This window comes from Stutzerimonas stutzeri, assembly GCF_018138085.1.
In the GTDB taxonomy this organism is placed as follows: Bacteria; Pseudomonadota; Gammaproteobacteria; order Pseudomonadales; family Pseudomonadaceae; genus Stutzerimonas; species Stutzerimonas stutzeri_AI.
Genome location: NZ_CP073105.1, coordinates 685,693 through 705,171, shown reverse-complemented (window position 1 = coordinate 705,171; position 19,479 = coordinate 685,693). Strand labels below are relative to the sequence as shown.

The window sequence follows — 19,479 nt, the reverse complement described above, 5'->3', positions numbered from 1 at the left end:
AGCCGGTGGCCTGCCGCCTCCGCAGGAGAGCTTTCATGGAATACGACTACATCATCATCGGCGCCGGTTCGGCCGGTAACGTGCTAGCGACTCGCCTGACCGAGGACGCTGATGTCAGCGTGCTGCTGCTCGAAGCCGGGGGCCCCGACTACCGGATGGACTTCCGTACCCAGATGCCCGCCGCGCTCGCCTTTCCGCTGCAGGGTCGGCGCTATAACTGGGCCTACGAGACCGACCCCGAACCGCATATGAACAACCGCCGCATGGAGTGCGGCCGGGGCAAGGGCCTGGGTGGCTCCTCGCTGATCAACGGCATGTGCTACATCCGTGGCAATGCCATGGACTACGACGGCTGGGCCAAGGCGCCCGGCCTGGAAGACTGGACCTATCTCGACTGCCTGCCCTACTTCCGCAAGGCCGAAACCCGCGACATCGGCCCCAACGACTACCACGGCGGCGACGGCCCGGTGAGCGTGACCACGCCCAAGCCGGGCAATAATCCGCTGTTCCGCGCCATGATCGAGGCCGGTGTGCAGGCCGGCTACCCGGAAACCGACGACCTCAACGGCTATCGCCAGGAAGGCTTCGGCCCGATGGATCGCACGGTCACGCCCAAGGGCCGTCGCGCCAGCACCGCGCGCGGCTATCTGGACATGGCCCGGGGCCGGCCGAACCTGACCATCGTGACCCACGCACTGACCGATCGCATCCTGTTCAGCGGCAAGCGGGCCATCGGCGCGGCTTATCTGCACGGCAACAGCGATACGCCGGTAACTGTCCATGCCCGCCGCGAAGTGCTGCTATGCAGCGGCGCCATCGCTTCGCCACAGATCCTGCAACGCTCGGGCGTCGGTCCGGGCGCGCTGCTGCGCGAACTCGGCATTCCGATCGTCCATGATCTTCCGGGTGTCGGCGCCAACCTGCAGGACCACCTGGAGATGTACCTGCAATACGCGTGTAAGCAGCCGGTCTCGCTCTACCCCGCCCTGCAGCTACACAACCAGCCGCTGATCGGTGCCGAGTGGCTGTTCATGGGCAAGGGGATCGGCGCCAGCAACCAGTTCGAGGCGGGCGGATTCATTCGCTCGCGCGCCGAGTTCGAATGGCCGAACATCCAGTACCACTTCCTGCCGGTGGCGATCAATTACAACGGCAGCAACGCGGTGAAGGAACACGGCTTCCAGGCCCACGTCGGCTCCATGCGCTCGCCCAGCCGCGGGCGTGTGCATGCCCGCTCGCGGGACCCGCGCCAGCATCCGAGCATCCTGTTCAACTACATGTCCTGCGAACAGGACTGGCAGGAGTTCCGCGACGGGATCCGGATCACCCGGGAAATCATGGCGCAATCGGCCCTGGATCCTTATCGCGGCCGCGAGCTGAGCCCCGGCGCTGACGTGCAAAGCGATGCCGAGCTGGACGAGTTCGTCCGCCAACACGCCGAAACCGCGTTCCATCCCTCCTGCTCCTGCAAGATGGGCGAGGACGACATGGCGGTGGTCGACGGCCAGGGCCGGGTACACGGGCTGGACGGATTGCGGGTGATCGATGCCTCGATCATGCCCCTGATCACCACCGGCAACCTCAACGCACCGACCATCATGATGGCCGAGAAGCTCGCCGACCGGATTCGCGGGCGCACACCATTGCCGCGCAGCACCGCGCCCTACTACGTCGCCGGAAACGCCCCGGCACGCAACGCGGCGCCGGCACAGCCGGTTGGTGCGCACATGGCAGAGAGCGTTTAGGTATAGAAATCTGACGTAGGGTGGCTGTCGCTTTTACAACCACCGCGCTTCCGCACGTCGCAATGGCGTGCCATGCGAAACGTGGGTAGGGTCATCACGTCACTGCAGGGCGGTGGGCTGAAGCCCACCCTACGGACAGTCAAACGCCCACGCCGAGCGTGGGCACGCTCAGGAATCATTCAAGCGTTTAACCAAAGCCCTTACGTAGGGTGGGCTTCAGCCCACAGCTGCAGAGCGGCGTGGCGATCGTTCCACGCCCTACGTGCGTATGCCGTTAAGGACCCTCAGAGCGAGGCCTTCACCGCTGCCAGCCCCTCTTCACCCTCGAGGGTCGTGACGCCTTGCAGCCAGCCTTCGAGCACCTCGGGGTGGGCTTTGATCCACGCCTTCACTGCCGCGTCGTTGCTGGCGTTCCTGGCCAGCACCTCGTCCATGATGGCGTTCTCCATGTCTTGGGTGAACTTCAGGTTGCTGAGCAGCTTGCCGACATTCGGGCACTGCGCGGCGTAGCCCTTGCGTACCAGCGTGTTGACCGTTCCGCTCTCGCCGAAATAGGCCTCGCCACCCTTGAGATACTTGATGTCGTACTGCACGTTCATCGGGTGCGGTGTCCAGCCGAGAAAGACCACGCCCTTGTCGCGTTTCACCGCGCGTCCGACCTGCACCAGCATCGCCTGCTCGCTGGATTCCACCAGTCGCCAGTCGCCCAGGCCGAACTCGTCCTGGTCGATCATCTTCTGGATCGACAGATTCGCCGGCGCACCGGCGGCGATCCCGTAGATGGTCTTGTCGAACAGTTCGGCATGTTTGTCGAGGTCCTCGAAGCGCTTTACCCCGGCGTTCCAGACCGATGTCGGGACCGCCAGGGTGTATTCGGTACCGGTCAGGTTGACGCTGTGCTCGTCGATTTCACCGCTCGCCACGAACTTGTCGTAGTTGTCCTGTTGCGCCGGCATCCAGTTGCCCAGGAAGACGTCGACCTGGTCCTTGGTCAGCCCGGCGAAGATGATCGGCACACCCAGCGTCATGACCTTCGGCTTGTAGCCGAGCCCCTCGAGCAGCAGGCTGGCGATCCCGTTGGTGACCGCGATATCGCTCCAGCCCGGGTCGCCCAGGCGCACGGTCGCGCACTGGCTACCCTCGGTCTGGGCGTGGAGATTGGTGGCGGCCAGCAGCATGCCGCTGGCCAGGATTGCGCTCAGTGTGTGTTTTTTCATATCCATCTGCCTTCGCTCTTGTTCGAATGGGTTCCCTGTGCACGGTTGGCTGGCAGCCATCGCTATTCGGGTCTAGGGTAACGTGCCTTGCGCTCGAGATCGTCCAGGTCGATGTGGTTACGCATGTATTGCTGGCTGGCATCGACCCAGGGTTGGTGGTCCCAGCTGGTGCGCTTGCCGAGGCTCAGCGCTTCGCTGACCAACCGCCGCCGGCGCTGGCTGGCGAGCACCTGGTCATGGATGGCCGGGATATCCCAACGCTGCCGCGCCTCGGCCAGGAGGGCGTCGGCGAGCATCTGATGATCGGCGGAATTCATCAGGTTCTCGCGCTCCAGCGGGTCGTTGGCCACGTCGAACAGCAAGCAGGGGTCCTGCTCCGAATAGATGAATTTGTAGGCGCCGCGCCGGATCATCATCAGCGGACTGGTGGTGCCTTCGGCCATGTACTCGCCGATCACTTCGTCATGGCCCTCGTGCCCGGTCAGGTGCGGCAGCAGCGAACGGCCATCGAGCGGCAGGTTCGCCTCCAGCGTGCCGCCGGCCAGCTCGACCAGGGTCGGCAACAGGTCGGCGGTCGATACCGAAGCGCCGATCCGCGCCGGATCGATTCCCGGGGCACGGATGATCAGCGGCACGCGCGCGGCCATCTCGAACCAGTGCATCTTGTACCAGAGGCCACGCTCGCCCAGCTGGTCGCCGTGGTCGCCGGAGAAGACCACGATGGTGTCCTCGGCCAGGCCGCACGCTTCGAGCGTCTTCAGCAGCTTGCCGACGTTGTCGTCGATGTAGCTGCAAGCGCCGAAATAGGCGCGGCGAGCATCACGGATCTTCTCTTCGGGCAATGATTTGCCCCATAGGTCGATGACCTTGAGCAGACGCTGCGAGTGCGGGTCCTGCTCGTCCTGAGCGATGTTCTGGCGCGGCAGCGGGATGTCCTCGTCGCTATAACGGTTCCAGTACTCCTCGGGAATGGTGTAGGGATCGTGCGGATGGGTCATCGAGACCGTCAGGCAGAACGGCCGGTTGTCGTCGGCGCGAACGAAGTCGTAGAGATACTGCTGCGCCTTGAATACCACCTCCTCATCGAAATCCATCTGATTGGTACGGACGCTGGGCCCGGCCTGCAGCACCGAGGACATATTGTGGTACCAGCTCAGCCGCACCTCGGGCTCATCCCAGTTCACCGCCCAGCCGTAGTCGGCCGGGTAGATGTCGCTGGTCAGCCGCTCCTCGTAGCCATGCAGCTGGTCCGGACCGCAGAAATGCATCTTGCCGGACAGCGCCGTGCGGTAACCGAGCCGCCGCAGGTAGTGCGCATAGGTCGGCACGTCGGCAGGAAAGTCGGCGGCATTGTCGTAAGCGCCGATCTTGCTGGGCAGCTGGCCACTGACCAGGGTGAAGCGCGACGGTGCGCAGAGCGGGCTGTTGCAGTAAGCCGAATCGAACACCACGCCTTCGGTGGCCAGGCGCATAAGGTTAGGCACCTTGATCGGCGACGCCGGGTCATGCATCGGCAGGATGGGAGCGGCCATCTGGTCGGCCATAATGAACAGGATGTTGGGGCGCTTCATATGCGAATGGTCCATGCCTTGTTTTTATGCGAGATTGCCTGGGAACACAGTCTGGACCCTGTAAATCTGCGGTAAACCCGGCTGCCATATATGCCTAGGATAAGCACAGCTAATGCCAAACCGGATCGATCAGATTCCCCTCGATGCGCTGCGGGTATTCGAATCCGCCGCACGCCAACAAAGCTTCACTGCCGCCGCGCTGGAGCTGGGCAGCACTCAGCCGGCGATCAGCCAGCAGATCAAGCGCCTGGAACAGCAGCTGGCGGTTCGCCTGTTCGATCGGGTCTATCGCGGCATCGTCCTCACCGAGGCCGGCGAGCTTCTACTGAGTTACGTGCAGCAGGGCCTGGGGACGCTCGATGCCGGCCTTGCCGCGGTCACCGCACAGCAACAGCACGAGGTGCTTCAGGTCGCTACCGATTTCGCCTTCGCCGCGTACTGGCTGATGCCGCGCCTGGAGCGGTTTCATCGGCTGCATCCGGCGGTGGATGTCAGCCTGGTAACCAGCGAACGCGGCCTGGGGGTACTGCCATCGGAGACGGACGTGGCCATTGTCTTCGGCGATGGCCGCTCCAAGCATGGCGAGGCGCACCTGCTGTTTCACGAGGAGGTCTATCCCGTGTGCAGCCCGCTACTGCTGAAAAATGAGGCCGCGCCCTTGGCGCCGGCGACCCTGGCGCGGCTGCCGCTGCTGCATCTGCGCCCGGAAAGCCGCTCGCGCTGGCTCGACTGGAGCAGTCTGTTCCGCGCATTCGGGATTACCGAGACACCCGGCTCGGGCATGCTGCGTTTCGACAATTACACCCTGCTGATCCAGGCGGCGATTGCCGGCCAGGGCGTCGCCATCGGCTGGCGTCATCTGGTCGATGAGCTCCTGGCCCAGGGGCTGCTCTGTCGGGTCTGCGACGAAAGCGTGCGAACCGAATTCGGCTATTACGTCGTGCTGCCCGAGCGCAAACGGCGCCAGCGCCTGATCGACAGTTTCGTGGCCTGGTTGCAGGCCGAACTGGCGAGCGACGGGGCACAGGGCTGAAGTGAGGCAATCCAGGCAACTCGTGCAGACGACGCAGCGGTGGCGCACCATTGATGTGCGTCACGCGCTAGAACGCACTATCGCGAGGCAAACGCGCTTGCTAGAGTCGACGGCCATATTTCTTTTTCGTGACCGCAACCGCGGTCTTCCGAGGCCATCTGAATGACTGAAACCGTCCATGGATTTCTTGCCCGCCTGAAGCAGCGCGACCCGCACCAACCCGAATTCCATCAAGCCGTCGAAGAGGTCCTCGGCAGCCTCTGGCCCTTCCTGGAAGCAAACCCGAAGTACCAGCAGGCCGGCATCCTCGAGCGCATGGTCGAGCCGGAGCGGACCATCATTTTCCGCGTACCCTGGGTCGATGACCGCGGCCAGGTCCAGGTCAACCGCGGCTTTCGCATCCAGATGAACAGCGCCATCGGCCCCTACAAAGGCGGCCTGCGCTTCCATCCCTCGGTCAACCTCGGCGTGCTGAAGTTTCTCGCCTTCGAACAGGTGTTCAAGAACTCCCTCACTTCGCTACCCATGGGCGGCGGTAAAGGCGGCTCGGACTTCAACCCCAAGGGCAAGAGCGACGGCGAGGTGATGCGTTTCTGCCAGTCCTTCATGAGCGAGCTGTTCCGCCATGTCGGCGCCGACCTGGATGTGCCGGCCGGCGATATCGGCGTCGGCGCGCGCGAGATCGGTTACCTGTTCGGGCAATACAAGCGCCTGTCGAACCAGTTCACCTCGGTGCTCACCGGCAAGAGTCTGTCCTACGGTGGCAGCCTGATCCGCCCCGAAGCCACCGGCTACGGCTGCGTCTATTTCGCCGAGGAAATGCTCAAGACCACTCACTCCAGCTTCGATGGCAAGCGCGTGGCGATTTCCGGTTCGGGCAACGTCGCGCAATACGCCGCGCAGAAAGTCATGGAGCTGGGCGGCAAGGTGGTTTCGCTGTCGGATTCGGGCGGTACGCTGCATTTCCCTGACGGGTTGACCGACGAGCAGTGGGAATACCTGATGGAGCTCAAGAACGTCCGTCGCGGCCGGCTCGAGGAAATGGGACGGCATTTCGGCGTGACCCACCTACCCGATCAGCGCCCTTGGGGGCTGGCCTGTGAGATCGCCCTGCCCTGCGCCACGCAGAACGAACTCGACGGCGAGGATGCCCGCACCCTGTTGAACAACGGCTGCCTCTGCGTTGCCGAAGGCGCCAACATGCCCTCGACGCTCGAAGCGGTGGACCTGTTCCAAGAGGCGGGCATCCTGTTTGCCCCGGGCAAGGCATCCAACGCCGGCGGCGTGGCCTGTAGCGGCCTGGAAATGAGCCAGAACGCCATGCGCCTGCACTGGACCGCCGGCGAGGTGGATACCAAGCTGCACAGCATCATGCAGTCGATTCATCACGCTTGCGTGGGGTATGGCGAAGAAAACGGCCGCACCAACTACGTGAAGGGCGCCAACATCGCCGGCTTCGTCAAGGTCGCCGATGCCATGCTGGCGCAGGGCGTGGTTTAAGCCGTTCGACGCCCCGTGTTGAAGCGCAAAAGCTCCTGCCGAATCGTTCGGCAGGAGCCAGCTTCCTCGACGCTTGCGTGATGATCGGCCTTCTTTTCCCAGCGAAAAGCTGCTCGCATCGCCGTGCAGCCTTCACCGCGCTTTTTCTTCCAGCTCCCTACCAATAATTCTCCACCGCCACCTGCCCTGGCCGCCGGGTCAGGCTGAGATTGAGATCACGCTCCTTGAGCATGGCGCGGGTGTCTTCGATCATCTGTGGGTTGCCGCAGAGCATGATCCGCGAATGCTCTGGCTCCAGCGCGAGGCCCGCGGCGCGTTCCAGCTCGCCGTTTTCGATCAGGGTGGTGACGCGCCCGTGCAGCGCGCCGGGAACCTGCTCGCGGGTGACCACCGGCAGATAAGTAAGCTTCGAGCCCAGGCCTTCGAGGTAGTCGCGCTGCGGCAAGTCGCGAATCAGCGCCTGATAGGCCAGCTCCGACGCGGTACGCGCGCTGTAGACCAGGATGATTCGCTCGAATCGTTGCCAGACCTCGAAGTCCTGCAGAATCGACAGGAACGGCGCGAGCCCGGTGCCGGTACCCAGCAGCCAGAGGTCTCGGCCGTCGATGAAGCGATCGAGCGTCAGAAAGCCGAACGCCTGTTTGTCCACCAGCAGCTCGTCGCCGGGCTGGAGGCGGCTCAGCTCGCTGGTGAACTCGCCGTCCGGCACCACAATGGAGAAGAAATCGAGAAATTCGTCATGGGGCGCGGAGACCATCGAATAGGCACGCCAGACGATGCTGCCGCTGGGCTTGCGCACCCCGAGGCGGGCGAACTGGCCAGCGGTGAAGCGAAACCCCGGGTCACGCGTGGTGCGCAGGGTGAACAGGTTGGGCGTCAACGTCTGCACCTCGAGCAGACGCTGGCGGGTGAACTTCTCTTCGCTGACGGTCATACTTCGCTCCCTTCGCGGACAACTTATCGGTTTTCGAGGGTTGCTCAGGCTTGGGAAAACCCCCAGGCGAGGCTGGCAAGACAAGGCAACGACCCGCGGAAACAACAGCCGACGGCCGGCCCGCAGGCGAGCGTAGCGAGTCAAAACAGCCGGCAAGCGGACCGGGCTCGCGTGCGAGTAGATTTCCCGATGAACATGACTCACTCCTCTCGCGCTTGAAGCGCGTGGATCACGAGCGATCTCCGAGGCTGTTTTAACGCGTATTGCCAACGCGGCTAGTTTCTCCTCGATTTGAACCCTTGATACTCCATTCCGACGCCCACAAACACCGCCAGTTCTTATGCCTATTCTCGAATCGCCCTACGCCCGCCTCGACCTGATCCGCCAGCCCGAGCAGCCCAACGAGCCGCTGCAGGCCTTCGACGCGGCCGACGAGTACCTGCTGACGCAACTGCATGAGCAGCAATTACCGGCAGGCAGCCGCGTGCTGATCCTCAACGACAGCTTCGGCGCGCTGGCCTGTGCACTGGCGCAGCAGGCCGAGGTCACCAGCAGTGGCGATTCACACCTGGCGCACCTGGCCCTCGAGAAGAATCTTCAGCGCAACGGGCTCGCCACCGACAGCGCGACCTTCGTTCCCGCTAGTGAGGCCGTACAAGGCCCGTTCGACCGGGTGCTGATTCGCGTACCCAAGACCCTCGCGCTGCTCGAAGAACAACTGATCCGCCTGCATGGCCAGCTGGCACCCGGCGCCCAGGTGATCGCCGCCGCGATGATCAAGCATCTGCCGCGTGCCGCTGGCGACCTGCTGGAAAAGTACATCGGCCCGGTGCAGGCGTCGCTGGCGGTGAAAAAGGCGCGCCTGCTGACTGCAACGCCGGTCGAGAAAGCCGCGCCCGTCTCGCCCTACCCGACCCGCTACCGGCTGGATCAGCCGGCCATCGAACTGCTCAATCACGCCAACCTGTTCTGCCGCGAGGACCTGGACATCGGCACCCGCGCCTTTCTGCCGCATCTGCCCAGGGCGCTCGGCAACCTGCGAGTGGCGGATCTCGGCTGCGGTAACGGCGTGCTCGGCATCGTCTACGCACTGGGCAATCCGCAAGCGCAGCTGACGCTGGTCGACGAGAGCTACATGGCGGTGCAGTCGGCGCGGGAAAACTGGCAGGCCATCCTCGGCGACCGGCCGGCCGACATCCGCGCCGGCGATGGGCTGGCCGAACAGCCGATGGATTCGCTGGATCTGGTGCTGTGCAACCCGCCGTTCCACCAGCAGCAGGTGGTTGGCGATTTCCTCGCCTGGCGCATGTTCACCCAGGCCAAGACGGCACTCGCCAAGGGCGGCGAGCTGTGGATCGTCGGCAACCGCCACCTCGGTTACCACCTCAAGCTCAAGCGCCTGTTCGGCAAGGTGGAGCAGGTCGCGGCGACACCCAAGTTCGTCATCCTGCGGGCGATCAAGCCATGAGCGAAGCACCGGTTCGGCTGAGCATTCAGCAGTTCGCGGCACGCACCGGGCTGTCCGCCGACACGCTGCGCTATTACGAGAAGATCGGCCTGCTGCGCCACGTTGCCCGCGACGCCAGTGGCTTTCGCGTCTACGGCCCGCGTGATCTCGAGTGGGTGGCCTTCGTCCTGCGCCTGAAGGACACCGGAATGCCGCTGGACGACATCACCCGCTATGCCGACCTGCGCGAACAGGGCGAGACGACGCTCGCAGCGCGCCAGGCCCTACTCGAAGCCCATGCCGCCAGGCTGCAGGCGCGCCTGCAACGGGACCAGGAACACCTCGACGCGCTGCAGGCGAAGATCGAGCTGTACCGCCGGCAAACAATCGCTTGACCTGGAGTTGACTCCAACCCGCAGGCTTTCCTCTACCCAATCGAGAGGAACCTCCCATGTCTGCAACGACCCGCTACACCGAAGGCCTGGCCAAGCTCGAAGAAATCGACGGCGAGGCCGGCCGCAAGGTCATCGACAGCCTGCAAGCCATCGCCCCGGATCTGGCGCGCTACGTCATCGAGTTCCCCTTCGGCGATATCTACCAGCGTCCCGGCCTCGACCTGCCGCAACGTGAGCTGGCCACCGTCGCCGCGCTGACCGCGCTTGGCCACTGCCAGCCGCAACTGGCGGTGCACATCCACGGCGCGCTGAATGTCGGCTGCACACCGGAGCAGGTGGTCGAGGTGATCATTCAGATGGCCGTCTACGCTGGCTTCCCCGCCGCGCTCAACGGCATGACAACGGCCAAGGCCGTGTTTACCGAACGCGGGCTGCTGACCGCCTCGACGCCGAATGCGAGCTGAATCAGACGAAATGAGCGAAGCGCCGCGGGGTACAGCTGCGAATATGCGAGGACTCCGCCCCCGTGGGAGCGGTCTTGACCGCGAACAGCCCAGGCACACCGGACACAGACCATCGCACAGACGGCGCCCAGCTCGCCCTACCGCTGCCAAGCCAAGCCCGAACCCTGTGGGAGCGGTCTTGACCGCGAACGGCCCAGGCACACCGGACACAGCCCCACCGCACAGATGGCTCCCAGCCCACCCTATCGATCCCGAGACAAGCCTGCCCCCTGTTCGGGGATCGGGCTATTCGCGGTCAAGACCGCTCCCACAGGCCACCGCATCACCACACCACCGCATCACCACCACCACGCCACTACACCGCCGAACCAACGCACAACGTCATCACCAAGCCACCGCCCCGTCAGGCCAACGGCAGCATGCTACCCTGCCCGGCCCTGCCTCCATTGCGCCTGCCCGATGTCCACTCACGCCAAGTTGCTGTTGCGCCACCAACGTCCCTTTATCAAGTTCTGGTTCGCCCGCGTCTTCACCGCGAGCGGCTTTCAGATGCTCGCCGTGGCCATTGGCTGGCACATGTATGCGCTGACCGGCAGCGTCCTCGACCTGGGCCTGGTCGGCCTCGCCGAATTCTTTCCGCGCCTGCTGTTCGTGCTCTGGACCGGGCAGGTCGCGGACCGCTTCGATCGGCGCCGGATCGCCGCGCTGTGCCAGGGGTTGCAGGGGCTGATCGCGCTGGCTTTGGTGCTCGGCGCCGGCGGGCTCGGGGTAACACGGGAAATGATCTTCGTGCTGGCCTTTTTGCTCGGTACCGCCCGTGCCTTCGAAGGGCCGGCGACCCAAGCGCTATTGCCGAGTCTGGTGCCCACGCAGCTATTTCCCGCGGCGGTCGCGGCTTCGTCCTCGGCGATGCAATCGGCCACCATCGTCGCGCCGGCGCTGGGCGGCCTGCTGTTCGCCATCGGTCCACTATGGGTCTATGGCCCGGTGGCGCTGCTTTTCGCCCTGGCCTGCAGCCTGATGCTGAGCCTGCCAAAACGCCCCGCGCCACCGAAGCAGACAGGCCCTGCGATGGACAACCTGCTCGCCGGCATGCGCTTCATCCGCAGCCGGCCGGATATTTTCGGCGCCATCTCGCTGGACATGTTCGCCGTGCTGCTGGGCGGCGCTACGGCGTTGTTGCCGGTGTTCGCCAAGGACATCCTGCTCACCGGGCCCTGGGGCCTCGGGCTGCTGCGCTCGGCGCCGGCGGTGGGGGCGCTGCTGATGTCGCTGTGGTTGGCGCGCTATCCCATCAACAAGCGCGTCGGCAGGGTCATGTTCGCGGCCGTTGGGGTGTTCGGCCTGGCGACCATCGCCTTCGGCCTGTCCACCTCGTTCTGGCTGTCGCTGGGTGTGCTGGCGGTACTCGGCGCGGCGGACATGATCAGCATGGTCATTCGCGGCGCCTTCGTGCAGCTGGAAACGCCAGACGCCATGCGCGGCCGGGTCAGCGCGGTCAACGGCCTGTTTATCGGCGCCTCGAACCAGCTCGGCGAATTCGAATCCGGCCTGACCGCCCACTGGTTCGGCACCGTACCGGCCGTGGTGATTGGCGGCGTCGGTACGCTACTCATCACCGGCGCCTGGATGAAGCTGTTCCCGACACTGAGAGACCGAGATCAGTTGCATCGGGATCTGGGATAGCGGCTTCAGGCTTCAGGCTTCAGGCTTCAGGCTTCAGGCTTCAGGCTTCAGGCTTCAGGCTTCAGGCTTCAAAGTGTGCGCGGTGGCACCAAAGCAACGGCAAGCGCTTTTATGCTTTTGCCTGCCGCCTGCCGCCTGCCGCCTGCCGCCCTAAAAAAGCTTATCCAACGTAATCGGCAAATCCCTTACCCGCTTGCCGGTGGCGTGAAAGATCGCGTTGGCCACTGCCGCACCGACGCCGACGATGCCGATCTCGCCGACCCCTTTCGAACCCAGCGCGTTGACGATCTCGTCCTTTTCCTCGACGAAAAACACGTCGATGTCGTTGATGTCGGCGTTCACCGGGACGTGGTATTCGGACAGGTTGTGGTTCATGTAGCGACCCAGCTTGTGGTCGATCATGGTTTCCTCATGCAGGGCCTGGCCGATGCCCCACACCACGCCGCCGGCGATCTGGTTGCCAGCGGTCTTGGGATTGACCACCCGGCCCGCTGCCACGGCGCTGACCACGCGACTGACCTTCACGGTGCCCAGGGATTCGTCCACGCGCACCTCGACGAAGATCGCGGAGTGCGTTGCGGTGGAATAGCCGTTGCGCTTTTCGCCGGGCTTGAGGCTCACCTCGGCTTCCAGCACGCCGCTCACGGCGACGACCTGCTCCAGCGCAACGGCCGTTTCGGGTGAAGCTTTCAGGCGCATCTGGCCGTCGGCGAACTCGACATCCTCGAGCTTCGCCCCGGTAAAGGGCGAAACCGGCGATTGCTGGGCGGCGTCGAGCAGCTTCTGGCAGAGCGCTTCACAGGCTTGCTGCAAGGCGCTGCCGACAGACGACACCGTGGCCGAGCCGCCTTCGAGCGGCGCCTGGGACAGGCTGGAATCGCCGAGGCGAAACTCGACCCGCTCCATCGGCATGCCGGTGGCTGCCGCAGCGATCTGCGTCATGACCGTGTAGGTCCCGGTGCCGATGTCGGAGGTGGCGCTACTGACCACAAGGCGTCCATCCGGGCCCAGGCAGGCCTTGGCGCTGGCCGGCATCTGCATGGCTTCCCAGACGCCGGTGGCCATACCCCAGCCGATCAGCTGATTGCCTTCGCGCATGGAGCGCGGCGCCATGGAGCGGCGTGACCAGCCGAAACGCTCGGCGCCCTGCTCGTAGCACTGGCGCAGCTCCTTGCTGGAGTACGGCTTGTCCTCGTTGCCGTTGCGCTCGGAATAGTTGACCAGGCGCAGGGCCAGCGGGTCTACGTTCGCCGCATAGGCCAGCTCGTCCATGGCGCACTCCAGCGCAAATACGCCGATGGTCGCGCCGGGGGCACGCATGTCCAGCGGCGTGTAGACGTCGAGCGGCACCAGCTGGTAGTCCAGCTTCACGTTCGCGCACTGGTAGAGCATCCCCGACCACTCGACCTCGTGTTCGGTGAAGTCCTCGAAGGACGAGGTCTGGCCGATGGCCTGATGGGTGATGGCCTGCAACCGACCGTCCGCCGTCGCGCCCAGCGAGAGACACTGAACCGTCCGCGGCCGGTAGCCGAAGGTGAACATCTGCTGGCGCTTGAGCGCAACGCGCACCGAACGCTTGAGTTTGAGCGCCGCCATCACGGCCAGCGGCAACTGATACTGCGGGCGCAAGCCTGAACCGAAGGCACCGCCGACGAACGGCGAGAGGATGCGCACCCGGCCCTTCATGTCGAATATGTTTTCGACGTAGCGCATGCAGTTCTGCACGCCCTGGGTTTTTTCGTAGATCTCCAGCGTGCCGTCGGGCAGGTAATGCACCGTCGAGGCGTGCGGCTCCATCGGGTTGTGGTGTTCGACCGGCGTGCTGTATTGGACCTCGACCTTCACCGCGGCGCTCTGCAACGCCTGCTCCACATCGCCACGCGGCGGCGGCAGTTCGGCCGGTGCCTTGTGCATGCTGCCCAGCTCGCTGAGCAGGTCGGTGCGATGGGATTCGGCTTCGTACTCGACCTTCACCAGGCTGCCGGCGTAGCGCGCCAGCTCCAGGTTGTCCGCCACCACCAGCGCAATCGGCTGGCCGCTGTAGAGGATGCGATCGTTATATAGCGGGCGGAACGGCGAGCCATCGGCGGCATCGTCGTCTTCGTAGGGTTTGTCATAGCTGGCCACGGGCGGGCGGCTCTGGTGGGTCAGCACCAGCTGGACGCCCGGCACGGCTTCGGCCGCGCTGGCGTCGATGGAGACGATGCGCCCACGCGCAATGCTGCTGTTGACCACGCTGCCATAGAGCAGACCGGGCACATCGAATTCGGCGGCGTATTGCGCCTGGCCGGTGACCTTGAGCGGACCGTCGACGCGGTCGAGCGGCTGGCCGAACGGGGAAGTGGCAGGTTTCATCGGGCGGCTCCTTTGGCAGCGTCGGTCAGGGCGCGGACGATGGCGCGGTGGCCCAGTTCGATCTTGAAGGCGTTGTGTTCGAAGCCGCTGGCGCCTTCGAGGAGGATGTCCGCCGCAGCGTTGAAGGCGGCCTCGTCGGGCGCCTTGCCGACCAGCGCAGCCTCCGCCTCGGCTTTGCGCCAGGGTTTGTGGGCCACCCCGCCCATGGCGATGCGGGCGCTGCGGATGCCTGCACCGTCCATATCCAGAGCAGCCGCGACCGAAACCAGTGCAAAGGCGTAGGAGGCACGATCACGCAACTTGAGGTAGCTGCTGTGCGCGGAGAAGTCCTGTGGTGGCAACTCGACGGCGGTGATCAGCTCGCCATCGACCAGAGTGTTGTCCTGCTCGGGCGTTTGGCCCGGCAAGCGATGGAAGTCGGACATGGGGATGCGCCGCTCGCCCCGTTGCCCTTGCACGTGCACCACCGCCTCCAGTGCGGCCAGTGCTACGCACATGTCGGACGGGTGAACGGCAATACAGGCCTCACTGTGGCCAAGGATGGCATGGATGCGGTTGAGGCCGTCGCGCGCGGGGCACCCGCTGCCGGGCTCGCGCTTGTTGCACGGCGTGGTGGCGTCATAGAAGTAGTAGCAACGCGTGCGCTGCAGCAGGTTGCCGCCGGTGGTCGCCATATTGCGCAGCTGCGGCGAGGCGCCCGCGAGAATCGCCTGGGACAGGAGCGGATAACGCGCTTCGACGATTGGATGCCAGGCCAGATCGGCATTGCTGACAAGGGCACCGATGCGCAAGCCGCCATCGGCCGTCTCCTCGATATCGGCCAGCGGCAGCTGGGTGATGTCGATCAGCTGCGACGGGCGGGTGAGGTTTTCCTTCATCAGGTCGAGCAGGTTGGTGCCGCCGGCGATATAGCGGCTGTCGGGCCGGAACTGCGCGATGGCGTCTTCCACACTGACGGGGCGGGCATAGCTGAAGGGATTCATGGCGTCACCTCCTTCGCACCCGCGAGCCGTTCGCGCGTCTCGTCCGCGGCGTCCTCGATGGCGGCGAGGATGTTCGGATAGGCACCGCAGCGGCAGACGTTACCGCTCATCTGTTCGCGCAGGTCGTCACGGCTCTGGGCGCGCCCCTCGCCGATCATGCCCACCGCCGAGCAGATCTGTCCGGGCGTGCAATAGCCGCACTGGAAGGCATCGTGCTTGACGAAGCCGGCCTGCATCGGGTGCAGCGCTTCGCCCTTGGCCAGCCCTTCGATCGTGGTCAGTTCGGCGCCGTCGTGCATCACTGCCAGGGTCAGGCAGCTGTTGATGCGCTTGCCATTGAGGAGCACCGTGCAGGCGCCGCACTGGCCGTGGTCACAGCCCTTCTTGGTACCGGTCAGGTGCAGCTGTTCGCGCAGTAGATCGAGCAGCGTGGTCCAGGGGAAAACCTCGACGTCGCGGCGCTGGCCGTTCAGTTGAAGGGTGATGGAACAGGCGGAGATCCCACCTGCAGTGGATGACGTTTCGCTCATGGCAGCCTCACGGTTCGGGGGGCCTCGCGCGCCTGTTCTGTGCAGGATCAGCGAAGACCTCAGGCATTCGATGCGCTTTCCGTGCGCCTAGGGTCTGTTGACGTTTCGTCGCGAGCCGCGTTGCTGCGTCAAATGACGCCAGGCAAGGCGCGGGACGCAGGTAATGGTGTTCCCTTGCCAAGTCCCGCAACGCTGCATGGCGCCATTTGACGCGCAACCCTTCGGGACGGGCCTGTTTTTGCGCGATGCGGCGTTATTCGTCGCTCATTTGGAACAACCAAACGTCCCTCCTCATGCCTTGCCTCGCGCAAAAACAGGCTCCGGCGCGGCCGCGTACGAAACGCCATCAGACCCTAGGGTACGACTGCCCCGGCGGAAAAATCGTTCAGCGGGAAATCGGAGGCCTCGGGGCGCCACCCGGCTCAACCCGGCCGTCGATCCTCCGGACGATCGATGTCCTGCAGCACGGCGGGATCGTCCACTTCGATCTCGATCACCGAAGGCCCATCGAATAACGCCTGCGCGCCCCGCTCGCCGGTCAGCACGCGCAACAACGCACCGAAGTCGGCCCCTATTCCGCGCGGATGACCGCGCTGCCCGCGGTACACCGGCACCACCAACCGTTGCGGCTGAATGGCTGCGGCGATGCGCTCGAGGGTGTCGTGTTGCAGGTACGGCATGTCACCCAGTGCTACCAGCCAGCCGCGGCGAGCCGGGCAGCGCGACACCGCCTGGGCCAGGCTGTGCCCCAGGCCGTTGCTGCGAACCACCAGCGTTTGTGCGCCGAAGGCGTGGGCCTCGCGCTCGAGCCAGGCGACCAGGCTGGCGTTGTCCTCGCGCGTCACCACCAGCAGGCGATCACCGATGCCGGCCACTGCGCGCAGCGTGGCTGCCAGGACCGGCGGCGCATCGACGGCCGACGTACAGCCGGCCAGCAGTTTGTCCTCGTCGCTGTATTGGCGGTAACGGCTGCCTTGTCCCGCGGCGAGGACGATGGTGCACAAATCGTCAGGCACAGCGCCGCTCCGTCGCGACTCGTTCGCGCGCCGCGCCATTCTTGATGGCCACCACCTGAGCCATCAGCGACAGGGCGATTTCGGCCGGCGTGCGACTGCCGATCGGCAGTCCGATCGGGCCGTGCAGCCGGTTCACGTCGCCTTCGCTGAGCCCCAGCGAGAGCAACCGGGACTTGCGCTTCTCGCTGTTGACCCGCGAGCCCAGCGCACCGACATAGAAGGCATCGGACTGCAGCGCGGTGAGCAGCGCCATGTCGTCCAGACGCGGGTCGTGGGTCAGCGCCACGATGGCGGTGTGGGCGTCCGGCTCGATGGCCAGCACGGCATCGTCCGGCATGCCCGCCACGAAGCGGACGGCGGTGTCGCCCCAGTCGTGGCCGTAGCCTTCACGGGGGTCGCAGATCAGCACCTCGAAGCCGAGGCCGCTTGCCAATTCGGCGGTATAGCGCGACAGCTGCCCGGCGCCGATCATCAGCAGGCGCCAGGTCGGACCGAAGGGCGCACGCAGGGTCGCGCCATCGAAGCGCAGCGTCTCGTTGCGCCCGGCTGGCAGGAGAGTCACCACGCCGCTGGACAGATCCAGGCAGCGCAACAGGCGTTCATGATCGGCGCAGCGCTGCAGCAGTTCGTCCAGCCAGCCCACGTCGGTCAGCGGCTCTTCGAGCAGGCGCAAGGTACCGCCACAAGGCAGGCCGAACCGCGCGGATTCCTCCTTGCTGACGCCATAAGTGATCAGCTCGCACGCGGCACCGCGATCGACCACCGCCTTTCGGCGCGCCAGCAGGTCATCCTCGACGCATCCGCCGGAGACCGAGCCCTCGACGCGACCGTCATCACGCAGTGCCAGCAGTGCGCCCACCGGCCGCGGTGCGCTGCCCCAGGTTTCCAGCACCGTGTAGAGCACCACTGCATGCCCTTCACGCAGCCAGTCGTGGGCGCGTCGCAGCACCCCCAGATCGACACTGTCCATCGTTTTCCCCGTGAATTTCAGACGATGCGCCGGTCGCGCCGACATGTCTTCAATGACTGGCCGCACGTCAGGTTAGTTCGCCTGCGGCCTATCGATCGCGGATGAGCAATGCCTCTGGCAAGCGCAACCGGGAAGCGAAACCAGCCGGTCACCGAATGAAATTCAACCCGGTGCAGGGTCGGTGTAAGATGCGCGGCTTTTGCGAGCAACGCCTGGATGGGCTTTGCTATAGCAACCAACTGCCCAAAGAGGCAGCCACCACGCACACTGCCAGCCCTGACCGGCCCACACGAGGATTGACCATGCTGGAGAAGCTGTTCCAACTCAAGGCGCACAACACCACGCTGCGCACCGAGATCCTCGCCGGTCTCACCACCTTCCTGACGATGGCCTACATCCTCTTCGTCAACCCGAGCATCCTCGCCGAGACCGGCATGGACCACGGCGCGGTGTTCGTCGCGACCTGCCTGGCCGCGGCCATCGGTTCGGCAGTCATGGGCCTGATCGCCAACTACCCGATCGCCCTGGCTCCGGGCATGGGTCTCAACGCCTTCTTTACCTACACCGTGGTGCTGACCATGGGCTACACCTGGCAGACGGCGTTGGGTGCGGTGTTCCTTTCCGGCGCGATCTTCTTCCTGCTGTCGATCTTCAAGATCCGCGAGTGGATCATCCACAGCATTCCGCTGGCGCTGCGTTCGGGTATCGCCGCCGGTATCGGCCTGTTCCTGGCGATCATCGCCCTGAAGAATGCCGGCATCGTCGTCGATAATCCGGCCACGCTGGTGGGCCTCGGCGACCTGACCGCCGGCGGTCCGCTGCTGGCCTGCCTGGGCTTCTTCCTGATCGCCGCACTGGCCTACCGCAACGTCACTGGCGCGGTGATGATCGGCATTCTCGTAGTCACGGTGCTGTCGATCGTGCTCGGCCTGTCCGAACTCAACGCCGTGGTGTCGATGCCGCCCTCGCTGATGCCCACCCTGCTGCAGCTGGATATCGCCGGCGCGCTGGACATCGGCCTGCTGAGCGTGATCTTCGCGTTCCTCTTCGTCGACCTGTTCGATACGTCCGGCACCCTGATCGGCGTCGCGCAGAAGGCCGACCTGCTGGACAAGGACGGTCGCATGCCGCGCCTGGGCCGTGCGCTGCTGGCTGACAGCACCGCGACCATGGCCGGTGCCGCATTGGGCACCTCGACCACCACCAGCTACATCGAATCGGCCGCCGGCATCAGCGCGGGCGGGCGCACCGGCCTGACCGCCTGCGTGGTTGCGCTGCTGTTCCTGCTGAGTCTGTTCTTCGCGCCGCTGGCGGGCGCCGTACCGGCCTACGCCACCGCGCCGGCGTTGCTGTTCGTCGCGGTGCTGATGATGAGCAGCCTGGCCAATATCGACTGGGACGACCTCACCGTCGCCGCGCCGGTGGCCATCGCCGCGCTGGCCATGCCGCTGACCTTCTCCATCGCCAACGGCATCGCCTTTGGCTTCATTGCCTGGACGGCGATCAAGCTGCTCGCCGGTCGCTGGCGCGACCTGAGCCCGGCGATGTGGGTGCTGTCGATCCTGTTCGTGATCAAGCTGGGCTTCTTCAACGGCTGACGTTCCACCCTACGATTACCCATCACTTCAAGAGT

General features: G+C 65.0%; 16 protein-coding genes. 8 read left to right on the top strand and 8 right to left on the bottom strand.

What is annotated here, in order from left to right:
- The first annotated feature begins 35 nt into the window (after nt 1-35).
- Entirely contained in the window at nt 36-1,745 is a 1,710-nt protein-coding gene (betA, locus tag KCX70_RS03460; RefSeq protein ID WP_212619284.1) for a choline dehydrogenase, read from the top strand.
- A 284-nt stretch (nt 1,746-2,029) separates the two neighbouring features.
- Here betA and choX read toward each other — a convergent pair whose 3' ends face one another.
- Both choX and betC read right to left on the bottom strand, forming a co-directional pair.
- Nucleotides 2,030-2,968 carry a choline ABC transporter substrate-binding protein gene (choX, locus tag KCX70_RS03455; RefSeq protein WP_021210004.1) on the bottom strand — a complete coding sequence of 313 codons (939 nt, stop codon included), beginning with the start codon at nt 2,966-2,968 and terminating at the stop codon, nt 2,030-2,032.
- Between the two features lie 56 nt (nt 2,969-3,024).
- Complete coding sequence (gene betC / locus KCX70_RS03450; protein ID WP_212619283.1) at nt 3,025-4,533, bottom strand: choline-sulfatase; 1,509 nt, start codon at nt 4,531-4,533, stop codon at nt 3,025-3,027.
- 112 nt (nt 4,534-4,645) lie between these two features.
- Here betC and KCX70_RS03445 point away from each other — a divergent pair, with 112 nt between their 5' ends.
- On the top strand, nt 4,646-5,566 hold the full coding sequence (locus tag KCX70_RS03445; protein ID WP_212619282.1) for a choline sulfate utilization transcriptional regulator: 921 nt from the start codon (nt 4,646-4,648) through the stop codon (nt 5,564-5,566).
- Nucleotides 5,567-5,728: 162 nt separating this feature from the next.
- Nucleotides 5,729-7,066: an NADP-specific glutamate dehydrogenase gene (gdhA, locus tag KCX70_RS03440; protein ID WP_212619281.1), complete on the top strand. Its 1,338-nt coding sequence runs from the start codon at nt 5,729-5,731 to the stop codon at nt 7,064-7,066.
- A gap of 157 nt (nt 7,067-7,223) precedes the next feature.
- On the opposite strand, the gene KCX70_RS03435 is transcribed toward gdhA, so the two are convergent.
- Nucleotides 7,224-8,000 (bottom strand): ferredoxin--NADP reductase, encoded by a 777-nt coding sequence (locus KCX70_RS03435; RefSeq protein ID WP_212619280.1) that lies wholly within the window; start codon nt 7,998-8,000, stop codon nt 7,224-7,226.
- Nucleotides 8,001-8,340: 340 nt separating this feature from the next.
- On the opposite strand from KCX70_RS03435, the gene KCX70_RS03430 reads away from it, so the two are divergent.
- The 4 genes from KCX70_RS03430 to KCX70_RS03415 all read left to right on the top strand — a co-directional run bounded on the left by KCX70_RS03430 (nt 8,341) and on the right by KCX70_RS03415 (nt 11,992).
- Nucleotides 8,341-9,468 carry a methyltransferase gene (locus KCX70_RS03430; protein WP_212619279.1) on the top strand — a complete coding sequence of 376 codons (1,128 nt, stop codon included), beginning with the start codon at nt 8,341-8,343 and terminating at the stop codon, nt 9,466-9,468.
- A complete protein-coding gene (locus KCX70_RS03425; RefSeq protein ID WP_212619278.1) occupies nt 9,465-9,842 on the top strand; it encodes a MerR family transcriptional regulator in 378 nt (125 codons plus the stop codon). The genes KCX70_RS03430 and KCX70_RS03425 overlap by 4 nt, the downstream gene beginning before the upstream one ends.
- 56 nt (nt 9,843-9,898) lie before the next feature.
- Entirely contained in the window at nt 9,899-10,306 is a 408-nt protein-coding gene (locus tag KCX70_RS03420; protein WP_212619277.1) for a carboxymuconolactone decarboxylase family protein, read from the top strand.
- Nucleotides 10,307-10,765: 459 nt separating this feature from the next.
- A complete protein-coding gene (locus KCX70_RS03415) occupies nt 10,766-11,992 on the top strand; it encodes an MFS transporter (RefSeq protein ID WP_212619276.1) in 1,227 nt (408 codons plus the stop codon).
- Between the two features lie 150 nt (nt 11,993-12,142).
- On the opposite strand, the gene KCX70_RS03410 is transcribed toward KCX70_RS03415, so the two are convergent.
- The 5 genes from KCX70_RS03410 to KCX70_RS03390 form a co-directional block, all read right to left on the bottom strand.
- Nucleotides 12,143-14,347: a xanthine dehydrogenase family protein molybdopterin-binding subunit gene (locus tag KCX70_RS03410; protein ID WP_212619275.1), complete on the bottom strand. Its 2,205-nt coding sequence runs from the start codon at nt 14,345-14,347 to the stop codon at nt 12,143-12,145.
- Complete coding sequence (locus KCX70_RS03405; RefSeq protein WP_212619274.1) at nt 14,344-15,330, bottom strand: FAD binding domain-containing protein; 987 nt, start codon at nt 15,328-15,330, stop codon at nt 14,344-14,346. Before KCX70_RS03405 ends, KCX70_RS03410 begins: the two co-directional genes overlap by 4 nt.
- On the bottom strand, nt 15,327-15,860 hold the full coding sequence (locus KCX70_RS03400) for a (2Fe-2S)-binding protein (protein WP_212619273.1): 534 nt from the start codon (nt 15,858-15,860) through the stop codon (nt 15,327-15,329). Before KCX70_RS03400 ends, KCX70_RS03405 begins: the two co-directional genes overlap by 4 nt.
- 422 nt (nt 15,861-16,282) lie before the next feature.
- Nucleotides 16,283-16,915 carry a nucleotidyltransferase family protein gene (locus KCX70_RS03395; protein ID WP_212619272.1) on the bottom strand — a complete coding sequence of 211 codons (633 nt, stop codon included), beginning with the start codon at nt 16,913-16,915 and terminating at the stop codon, nt 16,283-16,285.
- Nucleotides 16,869-17,846, bottom strand: coding sequence for an XdhC family protein (locus KCX70_RS03390; RefSeq protein ID WP_212619271.1), 978 nt, complete (start codon nt 17,844-17,846; stop codon nt 16,869-16,871). The genes KCX70_RS03395 and KCX70_RS03390 overlap by 47 nt, the downstream gene beginning before the upstream one ends.
- A 302-nt stretch (nt 17,847-18,148) precedes the next feature.
- On the opposite strand from KCX70_RS03390, the gene KCX70_RS03385 reads away from it, so the two are divergent.
- Nucleotides 18,149-19,444 (top strand): NCS2 family permease, encoded by a 1,296-nt coding sequence (locus KCX70_RS03385; RefSeq protein ID WP_021210018.1) that lies wholly within the window; start codon nt 18,149-18,151, stop codon nt 19,442-19,444.
- Nucleotides 19,445-19,479 lie beyond the last annotated feature (35 nt).

Excerpts from the sequence above, each read along its gene's own strand:
- gdhA (WP_212619281.1), top strand. The coding sequence starts at position 5,729 with ATGACTGAAACCGTCCATGGATTTCTTGCCCGCCTGAAGCAGCGCGAC.
- KCX70_RS03410 (WP_212619275.1), bottom strand. The coding sequence starts at position 14,347 with ATGAAACCTGCCACTTCCCCGTTCGGCCAGCCGCTCGACCGCGTCGAC.
- KCX70_RS03415 (WP_212619276.1), top strand. The coding sequence starts at position 10,766 with ATGTCCACTCACGCCAAGTTGCTGTTGCGCCACCAACGTCCCTTTATC.
- betC (WP_212619283.1), bottom strand. The coding sequence starts at position 4,533 with ATGAAGCGCCCCAACATCCTGTTCATTATGGCCGACCAGATGGCCGCT.
- KCX70_RS03430 (WP_212619279.1), top strand. The coding sequence starts at position 8,341 with ATGCCTATTCTCGAATCGCCCTACGCCCGCCTCGACCTGATCCGCCAG.
- KCX70_RS03435 (WP_212619280.1), bottom strand. The coding sequence starts at position 8,000 with ATGACCGTCAGCGAAGAGAAGTTCACCCGCCAGCGTCTGCTCGAGGTG.
- KCX70_RS03395 (WP_212619272.1), bottom strand. The coding sequence starts at position 16,915 with ATGGCGCGGCGCGCGAACGAGTCGCGACGGAGCGGCGCTGTGCCTGAC.
- KCX70_RS03390 (WP_212619271.1), bottom strand. The coding sequence starts at position 17,846 with ATGGACAGTGTCGATCTGGGGGTGCTGCGACGCGCCCACGACTGGCTG.
- KCX70_RS03400 (WP_212619273.1), bottom strand. The coding sequence starts at position 15,860 with ATGAGCGAAACGTCATCCACTGCAGGTGGGATCTCCGCCTGTTCCATC.
- KCX70_RS03420 (WP_212619277.1), top strand. The coding sequence starts at position 9,899 with ATGTCTGCAACGACCCGCTACACCGAAGGCCTGGCCAAGCTCGAAGAA.
- KCX70_RS03385 (WP_021210018.1), top strand. The coding sequence starts at position 18,149 with ATGCTGGAGAAGCTGTTCCAACTCAAGGCGCACAACACCACGCTGCGC.
- KCX70_RS03445 (WP_212619282.1), top strand. The coding sequence starts at position 4,646 with ATGCCAAACCGGATCGATCAGATTCCCCTCGATGCGCTGCGGGTATTC.
- KCX70_RS03405 (WP_212619274.1), bottom strand. The coding sequence starts at position 15,330 with ATGAATCCCTTCAGCTATGCCCGCCCCGTCAGTGTGGAAGACGCCATC.
- choX (WP_021210004.1), bottom strand. The coding sequence starts at position 2,968 with ATGGATATGAAAAAACACACACTGAGCGCAATCCTGGCCAGCGGCATG.
- betA (WP_212619284.1), top strand. The coding sequence starts at position 36 with ATGGAATACGACTACATCATCATCGGCGCCGGTTCGGCCGGTAACGTG.
- KCX70_RS03425 (WP_212619278.1), top strand. The coding sequence starts at position 9,465 with ATGAGCGAAGCACCGGTTCGGCTGAGCATTCAGCAGTTCGCGGCACGC.